13 protein-coding genes and 1 pseudogene are annotated in these 14,077 nt (G+C 69.5%); 3 read left to right on the forward strand and 11 right to left on the reverse strand.

The features are described 5' to 3' along the window. Positions 1-26: 26 nt before the first annotated feature. The 6 genes and pseudogenes from prcA to arc all read right to left on the reverse strand — a co-directional run bounded on the left by prcA (position 27) and on the right by arc (position 5,908). Entirely contained in the window at positions 27-839 is an 813-nt protein-coding gene (gene prcA / locus IE272_RS17785) for a proteasome subunit alpha (protein WP_050359487.1), read from the reverse strand. 56 nt (positions 840-895) lie between these two features. After that, positions 896-1,741, reverse strand: coding sequence for a proteasome subunit beta (gene prcB, locus IE272_RS17790; protein WP_026290809.1), 846 nt, complete (start codon positions 1,739-1,741; stop codon positions 896-898). Continuing rightward, positions 1,693-1,885 (reverse strand): annotated as a pseudogene (locus IE272_RS17795) (endonuclease domain-containing protein); the annotation flags it as partial. The gene prcB and the pseudogene IE272_RS17795, both read right to left, overlap by 49 nt. A 160-nt stretch (positions 1,886-2,045) precedes the next feature. Beyond that, positions 2,046-2,264, reverse strand: a complete 219-nt coding sequence (locus tag IE272_RS17800) for a ubiquitin-like protein Pup (RefSeq protein WP_003970166.1) — start codon at positions 2,262-2,264, stop codon at positions 2,046-2,048. A 130-nt stretch (positions 2,265-2,394) separates the two neighbouring features. Further along, entirely contained in the window at positions 2,395-3,906 is a 1,512-nt protein-coding gene (gene dop / locus IE272_RS17805; RefSeq protein WP_190007255.1) for a depupylase/deamidase Dop, read from the reverse strand. Positions 3,907-4,141: 235 nt separating this feature from the next. Beyond that, on the reverse strand, positions 4,142-5,908 hold the full coding sequence (gene arc / locus IE272_RS17810) for a proteasome ATPase (protein WP_032794065.1): 1,767 nt from the start codon (positions 5,906-5,908) through the stop codon (positions 4,142-4,144). A 240-nt stretch (positions 5,909-6,148) separates the two neighbouring features. On the opposite strand from arc, the gene IE272_RS17815 reads away from it, so the two are divergent. Then, positions 6,149-6,460 carry a ferredoxin gene (locus IE272_RS17815; protein WP_050359489.1) on the forward strand — a complete coding sequence of 104 codons (312 nt, stop codon included), beginning with the start codon at positions 6,149-6,151 and terminating at the stop codon, positions 6,458-6,460. Positions 6,461-6,512: 52 nt separating this feature from the next. On the opposite strand, the gene IE272_RS17820 is transcribed toward IE272_RS17815, so the two are convergent. The 3 genes from IE272_RS17820 to IE272_RS17830 form a co-directional block, all read right to left on the reverse strand. After that, positions 6,513-7,094, reverse strand: a complete 582-nt coding sequence (locus tag IE272_RS17820; RefSeq protein ID WP_056703096.1) for a hypothetical protein — start codon at positions 7,092-7,094, stop codon at positions 6,513-6,515. A 181-nt stretch (positions 7,095-7,275) separates the two neighbouring features. After that, positions 7,276-8,193 (reverse strand): tRNA (adenine-N1)-methyltransferase, encoded by a 918-nt coding sequence (locus IE272_RS17825; RefSeq protein ID WP_050359490.1) that lies wholly within the window; start codon positions 8,191-8,193, stop codon positions 7,276-7,278. A 73-nt stretch (positions 8,194-8,266) separates the two neighbouring features. Next, complete coding sequence (locus IE272_RS17830; RefSeq protein ID WP_050359491.1) at positions 8,267-9,517, reverse strand: site-2 protease family protein; 1,251 nt, start codon at positions 9,515-9,517, stop codon at positions 8,267-8,269. A gap of 177 nt (positions 9,518-9,694) precedes the next feature. On the opposite strand from IE272_RS17830, the gene IE272_RS17835 reads away from it, so the two are divergent. Together IE272_RS17835 and IE272_RS17840 are read left to right on the forward strand one after the other, a co-directional pair. After that, positions 9,695-10,540, forward strand: a complete 846-nt coding sequence (locus tag IE272_RS17835; RefSeq protein WP_229897335.1) for a RecB family exonuclease — start codon at positions 9,695-9,697, stop codon at positions 10,538-10,540. 9 nt (positions 10,541-10,549) lie between these two features. Next, on the forward strand, positions 10,550-11,221 hold the full coding sequence (locus IE272_RS17840) for a response regulator (RefSeq protein ID WP_003970158.1): 672 nt from the start codon (positions 10,550-10,552) through the stop codon (positions 11,219-11,221). A gap of 90 nt (positions 11,222-11,311) precedes the next feature. Here the strand turns inward: IE272_RS17840 and IE272_RS17845 are convergent, their stop codons facing one another. Then, positions 11,312-12,910, reverse strand: a complete 1,599-nt coding sequence (locus IE272_RS17845) for an ABC transporter substrate-binding protein (protein WP_050359492.1) — start codon at positions 12,908-12,910, stop codon at positions 11,312-11,314. A gap of 322 nt (positions 12,911-13,232) precedes the next feature. Continuing rightward, a complete protein-coding gene (locus IE272_RS17850) occupies positions 13,233-13,943 on the reverse strand; it encodes an HAD family hydrolase (RefSeq protein WP_050359493.1) in 711 nt (236 codons plus the stop codon). Positions 13,944-14,077: the final 134 nt, after the last annotated feature.

Genomic DNA, 14,077 nt, shown 5'->3' on the forward strand with positions numbered 1-14,077 from the left:
AGAGCGCCCCGAAGGGCGCCGCTCGCCTACTTGTCCGTCTCCTCCGTGGAGCCGGGGGTGCTGTCGGTGCTGTTGGCGCTGTCCGTGCTGTCGGTGTCCTCGGTGTCGGACGGGGCGTCCGTCGGCGTGCTGCCGGCGGCTTCCGTGTCCAGCAGCCGCGCCAGCTGGCGGCCGACGATCCGCTTGAACTTGCGCTGCTGGGGGCGGGTGCGGTCCAGGACCGCGACCTCCAGCCGCTCCGCGGGGATCTCCCGCTCGCCGCCGCCCGGCTCCCGCGAGAGCGCCTGGACGGCCAGCTTGAGCGCCTCGGCCAGCGTCATGCCGTCGCGGTGGCGCTGGTCGAGGAAGCTGCTGATCTGTTCGGAGTTGCCGCCGACCGCGACCGAGCCGTGCTCGTCCACGATCGAACCGTCGTGCGGCAGCCGGTAGATCTGGTCGCCCTCGGCCGCGCTGCCGACCTCGGCGACCACCAGCTCCACCTCGTACGGCTTCTCGGCCGCGCTGGAGAAGATGGTGCCGAGCGTCTGGGCGTAGACGTTGGCCAGCCCACGGGCCGTCACATCGTCCCGGTCGTAGGTGTATCCGCGCAGATCGGCGTAGCGCACGCCGCCGATGCGGAGGTTCTCGTACTCGTTGTACTTGCCGGCGGCCGCGAAGCCGATCCGGTCATAGATCTCGCTGAACTTGTGGAGTGCACGGGACGGGTTCTCGCCGACGAACACAATGCCGTCGGCGTACTGCAGCACAACGAGGCTGCGACCACGGGCGATGCCCTTGCGGGCGTATTCCGCCCGGTCGGCCATGGCCTGCTGGGGTGAGACATAGAACGGCGTCGACACCGGCTATCCGTCCCTTTCTGTCAGTGACGAGTGCGTCTGGAGGCTAGGGGTCCGGATCAGAGCAGCGCGGCGCGCGGGCCGTCGGGCTGCTCGAGTCGGCGTTCCAGGATGGAGCGCGCGATCTCGGAGGACTCCTGGTCGTTCAGCCTCCGGAAGCCTTCGTCGGTGATGACGGTGACGATCGGGTAGATGCGGCGGGCCACGTCCGGGCCGCCGGTCGCCGAGTCGTCGTCCGCTGCGTCGTACAGCGCCTGCACGACCAGGGTGAGGGCCTGCTGCTCCGTCAGGTCCTCGCGGTAGAGCTTCTTCATCGCGTTGCGGGCGAAGATCGACCCGGAGCCGGTGGCCGCGTAGCCGCTCTCCTCGGTGCGGCCGCCGGTGACGTCGTAGGAGAAGATGCGGCCCTTCTCGCGGTCGACGTCGTAGCCGGCGAAGAGGGGCACGACGGCGAGGCCCTGCATGGCCATGGCGAGGTTGCTGCGGATCATGGTGGAGAGGCGGTTGGCCTTGCCCTCCAGGGAGAGCTGGGCGCCCTCGACCTTCTCGAAGTGCTCCAGCTCCAGCTGGAACAGCTTGACCATCTCCACAGCCAGTCCCGCGGTGCCGGCGATGCCCACCGCGGAGTACTCGTCGGCCGGGAAGACCTTCTGCATGTCGCGCGACGCGATCATGTTGCCCATGGTGGCGCGCCGGTCGCCGGCCAGGACCACGCCACCGGGGAAGGACGCCGAGACGATGGTCGTCCCGTGCGGCGCCTCGATGGCCCCCTGGAGCGGCGGCAGACTCCGGTTGCCCGGGAGCATCTCGGGCGACTGGTCGGACAGGAAGTCCATGAACGAGGACGAACCCGGCGTCAGGAAGGCAGCTGGTAGACGCCCGGTGCTACGAGTGTTGGCTTCCACGCGTTTCCCTCCAGGTATGCGATGGCCCTGCGCAAGAGAGTCAGGATCATCCCCCAACTTGCCGATGGCCGAATTGCAGTTGAAGCAAGTACGTACGCCACGGACCCTACCCGCCCGGCGGGAGTGATCCACATGTTCGGCGGGGGTTATCCGCACCGATCCGGCGGGACCGGGAACCGGCCCCCCGACCGGTGGGCGGGGTGACGACGAACGCCGTGGCGAACGCCGTCACCCCTCTTCCCCGTTGTCGGCGCAGGTGTCCGCGCGAGCGCCCGGAAGACTCCCGGGCGTTCACACTGGTGGACTACTGTCCACCCTTCTGAACGAAGGAACGGACGAAATCTTCGGCGTTCTCTTCGAGCACATCGTCGATCTCGTCCAGGACCGAGTCGACGTCGTCGCTCAGCTTCTCCTGGCGCTCCGCGAGGTCCTCGGACGCCTGCGCGTCCTGCGCCTGCTCCTCGACCTCCTCGGTGGAACGTGTCGCCTTCTGCTGTCCGCCGCCGGTGTCCTTGGTCGCCATGTAGCTCACCCCGCTCGGTTCGAAGCAATCGAAGCTCTTGATCAGACCCTACCCACGAGGTCCGACATTTGACCCGGTAGTTGATTCAACGCCCGCGCCTCAGGTGATTGATTCCCAGCCCGGAGGCCTTTCAGCCGCCCGACAGGGCCCGGACCAGCTCTTCCGCCGTCCGGCAGCGGTCCAGCAGGTCCTTGACGTGTTCCTTAGTGCCGCGCAGCGGTTCCATGGTGGGCACCCGCTGCAGGGAATCGCGGTCCGGCAGGTCGAAGATCACCGAGTCCCACGAGGCTGCCGCCACGTCGTCGGCGTACTGCTCCAGGCAGCGGCCCCGGAAGTAGGCCCTGGTGTCCTCCGGGGGCTTCGTACGGGCCCTGGTGACCTCGTCCTCGTCCAGGAGGCGCTTCATCTTCCCGCGGGCCGCCAGGCGGTTGTAGAGCCCCTTGTCGGGCCGTACGTCCGCGTACTGGAGATCCACCAGATGCAGCCGGGGGGCGTCCCAGTCCAGCGCGTCGCGGCGGCGGTAGCCCTCCATCAGCTCCCGCTTGGCGATCCAGTCCAGCTCGCCCGCCAGGCTCATCGGATCGGTCTCCAGCCGGTTGAGGGTGTCCTCCCAGCGGGTCAGGATGTCCTTGGTCTGCTCGTCGGCGTCCGCGCCGTACCGCTCGTCGACGTACTTGCGGGCCAGCTCGAAGTACTCCATCTGGAGCTGGACCGCGGTGAGCGTCCGGCCGCTGCGGAGCGTGATCGGCTGCCGGAGGTCCGGGTCGTGGGAGACCTGGTGCAGGGTGCGCACGGGCTGGTCGACCGCGAGGTCGACGTTGATGAAGGCGTCCTCGATCATGGACAGCACCAGGGACGTGGTGCCGAGCTTGAGATAGGTGGAGATCTCCGAGAGGTTGGCGTCGCCGATGATCACATGGAGCCGGCGGTACTTCTCGGCGTCCGAGTGCGGCTCGTCCCGGGTGTTGATGATGGGGCGCTTGAGCGTCGTCTCCAGGCCGACCTCGACCTCGAAGTAGTCGGCGCGCTGGCTGATCTGGAAGCCGTGCTCGTTGCCGTCCTGGCCGATGCCTACCCGGCCCGCGCCCGTGACGACCTGGCGCGAGACGAAGAACGGCGTCAGATGGCGCACGATGTCCGAGAACGGCGTCTCCCGCTGCATGAGGTAGTTCTCGTGCGTGCCGTAGGAGGCGCCCTTGTTGTCGGTGTTGTTCTTGTAGAGGTGGATCGGCTGCGCGCCCGGGATGGCGGCCGCCCGCTCCGCGGCCTCCGCCATGATCCGTTCGCCGGCCTTGTCCCAGAGCACCGCGTCACGCGGATTGGTGATCTCCGGGGAGCTGTATTCGGGGTGCGCGTGGTCGACGTACAGCCGGGCGCCGTTGGTGAGGATGACATTGGCCAGGCCGATGTCCTCGTCGGTCAGCTGGCTGGAGTCGGCGGTCTCCCGGGCGAGGTCGAAGCCTCGCGCGTCACGCAGCGGGTTCTCCTCCTCGAAGTCCCAGCGGGCGCGTCGCGCCCGGTGCATCGCCGCCGCGTAGGCGTTGACGATCTGGGACGAGGTGAGCATGGCATTGGCGTTGGGGTGGCCGGGGACGGAGATCCCGTATTCCGTCTCGATGCCCATTACTCGCCGTACGGTCATGCGGCCCTCCTTGCCCGGCGCCGGCCCCCTCCGGGGACGACGCTCAAGTACCGCTGCTGTGTCCGGTGCGTGTGCGGTGCCCGTCACCGCACTGCGCGACTCGGCGGTACCGCAGAGCCTAGAGCGCCTCTGCGCCGGTGGGGAGCTCCATTACGACATTGCTCCGGCCAGGCCGGAACGGGGGAATGAAACCGGCTGCGGAGGCCCCTGGGGGCTTCCGCAGCCGGTCCGCGTATTACAGGTACTGGCCGGTATTGGCCACCGTATCGATGGAGCGTCCGGTGTCCGCGCCCTGCTTTCCGGTGACGAGTGTGCGGATGAAGACGATCCGCTCACCCTTCTTGCCGGAAATCCTGGCCCAGTCGTCCGGGTTGGTCGTGTTCGGCAGGTCCTCGTTCTCCTTGAACTCGTCCACGCAGGCCTGCAGGAGATGAGCGACCCGCAGCCCCTTCTGGCCCTGTTCCAGGAATGCCTTGATGGCCATTTTCTTTGCCCGGTCGACGATGTTCTGAATCATCGCGCCGGAGTTGAAGTCCTTGAAGTACAGGACTTCCTTGTCGCCGTTCGCGTACGTGACCTCGAGGAAGCGGTTCTCCTCGGACTCCGTGTACATCCGCTCCACGACGGACTGGATCATGGCGTGGGCGGCGGCCGGCCGGGAGCCGGTGTGCTCGGCCAGATCGTCCGCGTGCAGCGGGAGCCCCGGGGTCAGGTACTTCGCGAAGATGTCCTTCGCCGCCTCGGCGTCCGGACGCTCGATCTTGATCTTCACATCGAGACGGCCGGGGCGCAGGATGGCGGGGTCGATCATGTCCTCGCGGTTGGAGGCGCCGATGACGATGACGTTCTCCAGGCCCTCCACCCCGTCGATCTCGGCGAGCAGCTGCGGGACGATGGTGTTCTCCACGTCCGAGCTGACGCCGCTGCCGCGGGTGCGGAAGAGGGACTCCATCTCGTCGAAGAAGACGATGACGGGGGTACCCTCGCTCGCCTTCTCCCTCGCACGCTGGAAGACCAGACGGATGTGCCGCTCGGTCTCGCCGACGTACTTGTTGAGGAGTTCGGGGCCCTTGATATTGAGGAAGTAGCTCTTCCCCGTGGGCTGCCCGGTGACCTCGGCGACCTTCTTGGCGAGCGAATTGGCGACGGCCTTGGCGATGAGGGTCTTGCCACAGCCGGGCGGACCGTAGAGCAGGATGCCCTTCGGCGGGCGGAGCTCGTGCTCCTTGAAGAGGTCGGGGTGCAGGTACGGAAGCTCGACCGCGTCGCGGATCAGCTCGATCTGGTCGCCCAGGCCGCCGATCTTGTCGTAGTCGATGTCCGGGACCTCTTCGAGGACGAGCTCCTCGACCTCGCTCTTGGGGACCACCTCGTAGACGTAACCCGACCTGGAGTCCAGGAGCAGGGCGTCGCCGGAGCGGATGGTGATGTCCAGCAGCGGCTCGGCGAGCCGCACCACCCTCTCCTCGTCGGTGTGCCCGACCACCAGGGCGCGCTCGCCGTCCTCGAGGATCTCCTTGAGGGTGACGATGTCCCCGGCCCGCTCGAACTCCATGGCCTCGACCACGTTGAGCGCTTCGTTGAGCATGACCTCCTGGCCACGCCGGAGGTCCTCGAGCTCGACACTGGGGCTGACGTTCACCCGGAGCTTGCGGCCCCCGGTGAAGATGTCGCAGGTGCCGTCCTCGTTGGCCTGCAGGAAGACACCGAAGCCGGCCGGCGGCTGCGCGAGCCGGTCGACCTCCTCCTTGAGGGCCACGATCTGGTCACGCGCCTCGCGGAGCGTGTTGGCGAGCCGCTCGTTCTGTGCGGACACGCCTGCCAGGTTCGTCTGCATCTCGACGATCCGCTCTTCGAGAATCCTCGTATGACGCGGAGAGTCGGCGAGCTTACGTCGCAGGACGGCGATTTCCTGCTCGAGATAGGCAACCTGGCCGGCTGGGTCTTCTGACCCTCGCGCGGGCCGGATGCCGCGGTTGATGTCGTCGTCGTGGGCTGCCACGGTCCTCACCTCCTCCATGGGGAGCTGGACGCTTCCTGACCCTACCTGGGTGGGTGGTGATTGAAACCCCTAGATCACAAAGACTGCGGGGCGTGTCCGATCTTCACCCTTGCGCTCTCCCTCACGTCAAGGGAATACCCACCCTTCGGCATCGGAAAGCCGCCGGTTGTATCGTCGAACTGTTCAACACCCGTCAGGGCTGGCTCCAATTGGTTCAGATACGCAGGAACGGCAGGACACATGACCGTGCAGCAGGACTCGCCGGGCGACAGTGACACGCAGGACCTGGAGGTCTGGATCGACCAGGACCTCTGTACGGGCGACGGCATCTGTGTGCAGTACGCCCCCGATGTCTTCGAGCTGGACATCGACGGCCTGGCGTATGTGAAGAGCGGCGACGACGAGCTCCTGCAGAACCCGGGAGCGACCACTCCGGTGCCGCTGCCGCTCCTCCAGGACGTCGTCGATTCGGCCAAGGAGTGCCCCGGGGACTGCATCCACGTGCGGCGCGTCAAGGACAGCGTCGAGGTGTACGGACCCGACGCCGAATAGCCGGTACCGGGGGGCTCGCGCCCGACGCCGGGCGGCGTGCCCGCGAGCGCGCTCAGACGCTGCGCGCGAGGTCCCCGGAGGTGCGGACGAACGCCTGCCCCTTCCACCGCCAGGAGGCCTGTTCCTCCTGGTCGGGGCAGCAGCGGGGGACGTCGAGCGAGGAATAGCCGAGCAGGGTCGCGGAGACGACGCCGTCGCGTACGGCGAAGTCCCCGACCGTCTTTCTGTCAGCGGGGTCCACCAGGGTCGCCACGACCCGGGGTGCGGCCCCGCTGCCCCGTGTCAGGACGTAGATGCCGCCGGGCGGGGTGCCCGATCCGGCGGCGCAGTGCACCACGGCGACGGTTTCCGGCCGCCCGTCGCCGTCGAGGTCCCCGGAGGCCTTCTTCGCGACGGTCGTCCCGGCGCCGCCGCACTCCAGCGGGAACTCCACGCCGGCCGGGTCCGGGGCGGGCGCGGGGGCGCCGTGCTGTGTGGTGGTCCGCTGCTCGGGGGCCGTGGCGGTGGCGGTGGCCGTACGGGGCTGGAGCAGCCCGGCGAGCGCGACGACCCCGGCCATCGCCGCGGCCGTGGCGAGCCAGTGCATCGGCTTGGCGGCGGTGTGGGCGAGATCCGGGAGCGCGGGGGTCTGCACGCGGTATGTCTCCTGATGGTTCCTGGAAGCCCGGTGAGGGGGTGGGGACACCTCCGAGGGGTGGCCAGCATCGTGCCACACCTCACACCGGGGCGGAACGGCGGGGGCAACGAAAAGGCGCCGCCGCGCAGTTCCCCGGTCGGTCGGGGAACTGCGCGGCGGCGCCGGTGCGTTGGACGGGTCAGCCTCGCTCGGCGGCGGAGCCTCCGCGGCTCTGGCTGCCGGGTCCGTCGTAGTCCTCGCCGTAGGCGCCCTTGGACGGGCGGCGGCGGCGCAGCGGCGGCTCGACGCCGTCCGCGAGGCGGCGGGCGGTGACCAGGAAGCCGGTGTGGCCGATCATCCGGTGGTCGGGGCGGACGGCGAGGCCCTCCACGTGCCAGTTGCGGATCATCGACTCCCAGGGCTGCGGTTCGGCGAAGCAGCCGATCTCGCGGATGGACTCGACGGTGCGCGAGAGCTGGGTGGTGGTGGCCACGTAGGCGCAGAGGATGCCGCCGGGCACCAGGGCCTTGGAGACGGCCTCCAGGCACTCCCAGGGGGCGAGCATGTCCAGCACGACGCGGTCGACGTCGGTGTCGGAGAGGTTGTCCTGGAGGTCGCCGACGGTCAGCTGCCAGGCCGGGTGCGGGGAGCCGAAGTAGCGCTCGACGTTCTGCTGGGCGATCTCGGCGAAGTCCTCGCGGCGCTCGTAGGAGTGCAGCATGCCCTGCTCGCCGATGGCGCGCAGCAGGAAGGTGCTGAGCGAGCCGGATCCGACCCCGGCCTCCACGACGCGGGCGCCGGGGAAGATGTCGGCGAAGGCCAGGATCTGGCCCGCGTCCTTGGGGTAGACCACGGCGGCGCCGCGGGGCATGGACAGGACGTAGTCGGGGAGCAGGGGGCGCAGCGCGAGATAGGCGACGTTTCCCGTGGTGCGGACAACACTGCCCTCGGGAGCACCGATCAGCTCGTCGTGCGGGAAAGAACCCTTGTGGGTGTGGAAGTTCTTTCCGGCTTCGAGCGTGAAGGTGTAGTGGCGGCCCTTGGGGTCGGTGAGCTGTACCTGGTCCCCGACCTTGAAGGGCCCACGTCGGCGGGCGGCACCGGTCGGTTCAGACATGTGACCAGCCTACCGGTGATTCCGGGCCCTCCGACCGCCCGGCCGGTGCGGTGACGGGCCCGCGGCCGGGTGCTCAGGCGCCGGGGCGGGCCATGGCCTTGACGAAGGCGCGCTCCACGTCGGCGGTGGAGAGGACTCCGTAGATCTCGCCGGTCTCCTCGACGACCAGGTATTCGGTGGCGGGGGTGGCCTTGAGCCGGTCCAGGAGGGCTTCGCCGGCCAGTTCCGCGGGGATCCTCATGCCGTCGGTGAGGTCCTGGGCGAGGCCGCTGACGGCGACCCAGGGGCGGCGGTGCTCGGGGACGCCGACGATGGCGGCCTCGCGGACGACGCCCTTGGGGTTGCCCTGTCCGTCGACGACGACCAGGGCGCGGGCGCCCGCCTCGTTGGCCCGGCGCAGCGCTTCGGAGAGCGGGGTGGCGGACTCGACGGGGACGGCGCGGCGGGTCAGGGTGCGGGCCCGGAGGTCGGGCAGGTGCTCGCGGAGGCGGGCCATGCGCAGGCTGTTCCCGGCGCCGGTCCAGATGATGCCGGCGAGGATCGCGGCGAGGAGCGCGTCCATGACGGTCTCGACCCCGCCGATGTCCTGGGCGGTTCCGCCCAGCGCTCCGGTGTGGGTGAGCAGCGGCAGTCCGACGAGGACGACGACGGCGAGGCCCCGGCCGACCCAGGCGGCGGCGATGGTGCCGCTCATGGGCTTGCCGGTGATCTTCCAGACGACGGCGCGGAGCATCCGGCCGCCGTCCAGGGGCAGGCCGGGCAGCAGGTTGAAGGCGGCCACGATGAGGTTGGAGATCATCAGGCCCGCGAGCAGGACGCCGGGGACCGTGCCGGGCTCGACGAACTGCATCGCGCCGTAGAAGACGCCGCCCAGGACCAGGGACAGGAGCGGTCCGACGAAGGCGAGGACGAACTCGCGGCCGGGCGTCTCGCTCTCCTTCTCGATCTCCGAGACGCCACCGAAGAACTGGAGCTGGATGCGGCGGACCGGGAGCTTGTAGCGCAGTGCGGCGACCGTGTGGGCCAGTTCGTGGACGAGCACGGAGGCGTAGAAGGCGATGGCGAAGAACAGGGCGACGAGGTAGCGGGCGGCGCCCAGCTCGGGCAGCACGCGGTCGAGCTGGCCGCCGAACACCCAGGTGATCAGCGCGGCGACGACGAACCAGCTGGGGGCGACGTAGACGGGCACGCCGAAGGGCCGGCCCATGAGCAGACCGCCGCCCGGCTCGGCGGGGCGTTTCGGCTTGCCGTTGTCGGGATCGGTGCCGGGGGCCGTTCCCCCTGCGCCGGGCTGCGGCCGCCCGCTGTCGCCGCTGTCGTCCACGGGGTCCCTTCGGTTCGGTGAGTGGCGTTTGCCACGATCATGCAGTGTGCGAGGGTCTGCCGTCGATGGTATGCCGCTCGCTGTCAGTGGCGGGCCGTAGGGTCTGGAGACATGACTTCCGTGCCGCGGCCGCCCCAGCCGCCTTCGTCCCTGTCGCCGTCGCGGGCGAGCGATTTCATGCAGTGTCCCTTGCTCTACCGCTTCCGGGTCATCGACAAGCTGCCGGAGAAGCCCAGCGAGGCGGCTACCCGCGGCACGCTGGTCCATGCGGTGCTGGAGCGGCTCTTCGACGCCCCGGCTGCCGACCGGACGGCGCCTCGGGCGCGGGCGCTGATTCCCGGCCAGTGGGACCGGCTGCTGGAGTCGAAGCCGGAGCTGGCCGGGCTGTTCGCCGGGGACGTCGAGGGCGAGCGCCTGACGCGCTGGCTGGGTGAGGCGGAGCGGCTGGTGGACCGGTGGTTCTCGCTGGAGGACCCGACGCGTCTGGAGCCGGCGGAGCGCGAGCTGTTCGTCGAGACGGAGCTGGAGTCGGGGCTGCGGCTGCGCGGGGTGATCGACCGGGTGGACGTCGCGCCGAGCGGCGAGGTCCGGATCGTCGACTACAAGACGGGGAAGGCGCCCCGGCCGGAGTATTCCGAGGGTCCGCTGTTCCAGATGACGTTCTACGCGCTGGTGATCTGGCGGCTGAAGGGCGTCGTGCCGCGCCGCCTCCAGCTGGTCTACCTGGGCAGCGGGGACGTGCTGACGTACGACCCGGTGGTGGCGGACCTGGAGCGGGTGGAGCGCAAGCTGCTGGCGCTGTGGGACGCGATCTCGCTGGCGACGGAGACCGGTGACTGGCGGCCCCGGCCGACGAAGCTGTGCGGCTGGTGCGACCACCAGGCGGTGTGTCCGGAATTCGGCGGGACTCCCCCGGTATACCCGCTGTCGGTCCGCCCTGCGGCTTCGGGTGAGGATGGCCAGGGCAGAATGGGACCGGTCCAGGCCGAGGCCGGCCGTGCCGTGGCCCTTGAGGGCCCTTAAGGAGTTCCTGTGGCGATCCGCGTCCTTCTGGTCGATGACCAGCCTCTGCTGCGCACCGGTTTCCGGATGATTCTGGAGGCCGAAGGCGATCTGGCGGTGGTCGGTGAGGCCGGTGACGGTCTGCAGGCCATCGATCAGGTGCGGGCGCTGCAGCCCGATGTGGTGCTGATGGACATCCGGATGCCGCGGATGGACGGGGTGGAGGCGACCCGTCAGATCACCGGCCCCGGGAAGGACGGCCCGGCGAAGGTGCTGGTGCTGACCACTTTCGATCTCGACGAGTACGTGGTGGAGGCGCTGCGTGCGGGGGCGAGCGGCTTCCTGCTGAAGGACGCTCCGGCGGCCGAGCTGGTGCAGGCGATCCGGGTGGTGGCGGCGGGCGAGGCGATGCTCGCGCCGAGCATCACGCGACGGTTGCTGGACAAGTACGCGGATCATCTGCCGTCCGGCGAGGACCCGGTGCCGGACGCCCTGCACACGCTGACGGACCGTGAGGTCGAGGTGCTGAAGCTGGTGGCGCGGGGCCTGTCGAACGCGGAGATCGCGGCGGATCTGTTCGTCAGCGAGACGACGGTCAAGACGCATGTGGGTCATGTGCTCACGAAGTTGGGCCTGCGGGACCGGGTGCAGGCCGCGGTGTACGCGTACGAGAGCGGGCTGGTGCGCCCCGGCGCGCAGTAGCGGCCCGCCCACGCACACGGAGAAGCCGTCCGGCCCGTCCCCCTCCTCGGAACAGGAGGGGGACGGGCCGGACGGCTTTCCGGTCAGGTCTCAGACGTTGGGCCGGTTGAGCTCCCAGAGCTGAAGCTCGGAGGTGGCGCTGACGGACCGCTCCACCCCGGCGATCCCGTCGCGGGAGGCCACGTACTGCTTGCCCTGCCAGATCGGCAGCACCGGCACATCGTCGGCGACGATGTCCTGGAGCTTCTCGTAGGTGGCGGCGGCGGCCGTGCGGTCGGTCTCGCGGCGGGACTCCGGGATGAGGACCCTCTGCGCCTCGCGCGACCGGTAGGGCGAGTTGAGGAAGTTGTTCTCGTCCAGGAAGGGCGCGGTGTAGTTGTCCGGGTCCGGGAAGTCGGGGAACCAGCCCATGCCGTAGGCCGCGTAGTCGCCGCGCTTCTGCTCGGGGCGGTACTTCGACCACTCCTCGCCCTGGACGGAGACGTCGAAGAGGCCCGAGCGGTTCAGCTGCTGCTGGATCGCCTTGAACTCCTCGGCGGTGGCCGGACCGTAGTGGTCGCTGGTGTAGTGCAGGGTGAACTTCACCGGCGTCTTGATCCCGGCGCCGCGGAGGATCGCCGCGGCCTTGGCGGTGCTGGGCTCGCCGTACTTGTTGAAGAAGGCGTTGGTGTGTCCGGCGATGCTGGACGGGATCAGCGAGTAGAGCGGTTCGGCGGTGGTGCCGTACACCTTGCCCGCGATCTCGCCCCGGTCGACGATCTGCGCCATGGCCTGCCGGACGGACTTGTTGACCACGGGGTCCTTGGTGTTGAACCCGACGTAGCTGATGGCCAGGCCGGGCAGCTCGGTGAGCTCGATGCCCTCCTTCGGCTCCACGAGCATGTCGCGGGCCTGCTGGGGTGACATCGCCCGGGTCATCAGGTGGATCTTCTCGTCGTCGAGCGCCTTGCCCATGGCCCCGGCGTCGGGGAAGAGGTCCATCTCGACGTGGTCGTTGAGGACCTTCAGCTCACCCTTGTACGAGGGGTTCCTGTCGAAGGCGATCTTGACGACCCGGCCGTCCTCGACCTGCGGCTTCATGGTGTACGGGCCGGAGCCGTTCACCTGGAAGCCGGCGCGTCCCTCCTTCGCCGGGTACTGCGCCTTCGGGACGATGCCGGCGGCGGGGGTGGCGAGCTTGTACGGGAAGGTCGCGTCGGGCGTGTTCAGGTGGAAGATCACCTGGTCGTCGCCCTTGGTCTCGATCATGTCGATGTTGGCGAGCAGTCCGACCGGTCCGCTGTCCGCGTCGATGTCGATGACGCGCTGGATGGAGTGCTTCACGTCCTCGGCGGTGACGGGCGTCCCGTCGGCGAACGTGAGGCCCGCCCGCAGGGTGCAGCGGTAGCTCTCGTTCGCGGTGTCGGTGAAGGTGCAGCTGCGGGCGGCCTCGGGCACCGGCTCGCCGCCGCCGTTGGGCACCGTGGTCAGGGTCTGCACGGTCTGCCGCAGGACGTTCCAGACGCCCGCTTCGTAGCCGATGGCCGGGTCGAGCGGCGCGGGGTTCTCCTCGGAGGCCACGAGCTGATCCGTGGTGCCGACGACGATGGCTCCCTTGCCACCGGCGCCGCTGTCCGTGCTGCCGCAGGCGGCGAGCACGGGGGCGAGCAGGCCGACGACGGCCGGCAGCACCAGGGTCTTGCGGTTCATCTGGACGTTCTCCCTCATCCCGGCAGGTGAGGAATCAAAGCTAGTAGCCGCGGGTGGCCCGCCCGACCGTCCAGCGGGCGGCTCCCGCTCCCCGGGCGACTGGAGGGGGCGACATACATCCACCATTGCGGACAGCTCACCCGATCCCGGCGGCCCGTCGAGGGCCTGCGGGTGAGGAAGGTCACCCGTCAGGCCTCTTCACATATGCACCCCGCAGCTGATCCACATCCATGGAACGTTGCCGGAACGCACACGGGGACAAGCAGAAAATCCGCTGTTCGTTCACAAGTGCGCGGCCGGTCGGGTGCGCGCCCGGTGCGGGTCAGCCCGTTCCGCCCGCTTGGGTGATGAGCTTGCGCAGGAAGGCGAGGTCGACCTCTTCGAGGGAGCCGACGACCACGCGTCCGGCCGCGGGCGCGATCGGGGCGACGGACGGCACGGCGACGACCCGGCAGCCGGCGGCCTCGGCGGCGGCCACGCCGGTCGCGGTGTCCTCGATGACCGCGCAGCGCCAGGGGTCGGCGCCGAAGCCCGCGGCCGCGGTGAGGTAGGGCTCGGGGTGGGGCTTGGTCCGGGTGACCTCGTCCCCGGCGACGGTGAGCGCGAAGTGGTGGCGGCCCACCGATTCCAGCACCCGGTCGATGATCCGGCGGTGGGAGGCGGAGACGAGCGCGGTGGGCACCTCGTACGCGGCGAGCTCGGCGAGCAGCCGCTCGGCCCCCGGCATCAGCGGCACCCCGCGCTCGATGCGCTTCTCGAACCCGTCGTTGAGCAGCACGGTCAGCTCCTCCAGCCGGATGTCGGCGCCGGTGACGTCGATGAGGTAGCCGGCGCTGCGGGTCATCGGACCGCCGACGACCACGTCCCGCCAGGACTCGTCCAGCCGGTGCCCGAGTCCGGCGAAGACCTCCTTCTCGACGTCCCACCAGAAGCCCTCGGTATCGACCAGGGTTCCGTCCATGTCGAGAAGGACCGCCTGCAGGGCGGCGCCTTCGGCCGTGCGGGTCAAGGACGCGGGGACCGTACTGGTCATCCGGCACACCTTCCGTAAGGGACGAGAAGGCCGGCCGCCATTCCCGGAAAAACGGGAGGGCGACCGGCCTGCACTGGACCGACCAGTGTACGACGTGTCCGGCCGCGGTGCGCGAAGGGCGCGAGGCCGCGGCG

The sequence above is a fragment of the Streptomyces anulatus genome (genome assembly GCF_014650675.1).
Lineage (GTDB): Bacteria > Actinomycetota > Actinomycetes > Streptomycetales > Streptomycetaceae > Streptomyces > Streptomyces anulatus.

Excerpts from the sequence above, each read along its gene's own strand:
- IE272_RS17800 (WP_003970166.1), bottom strand. The coding sequence starts at position 2,264 with ATGGCGACCAAGGACACCGGCGGCGGACAGCAGAAGGCGACACGTTCC.
- dop (WP_190007255.1), bottom strand. The coding sequence starts at position 3,906 with ATGACCGTACGGCGAGTAATGGGCATCGAGACGGAATACGGGATCTCC.
- IE272_RS17815 (WP_050359489.1), top strand. The coding sequence starts at position 6,149 with ATGACCGTGCAGCAGGACTCGCCGGGCGACAGTGACACGCAGGACCTG.
- IE272_RS17825 (WP_050359490.1), bottom strand. The coding sequence starts at position 8,193 with ATGTCTGAACCGACCGGTGCCGCCCGCCGACGTGGGCCCTTCAAGGTC.
- IE272_RS17835 (WP_229897335.1), top strand. The coding sequence starts at position 9,695 with ATGCAGTGTCCCTTGCTCTACCGCTTCCGGGTCATCGACAAGCTGCCG.
- IE272_RS17845 (WP_050359492.1), bottom strand. The coding sequence starts at position 12,910 with ATGAACCGCAAGACCCTGGTGCTGCCGGCCGTCGTCGGCCTGCTCGCC.
- IE272_RS17850 (WP_050359493.1), bottom strand. The coding sequence starts at position 13,943 with ATGACCAGTACGGTCCCCGCGTCCTTGACCCGCACGGCCGAAGGCGCC.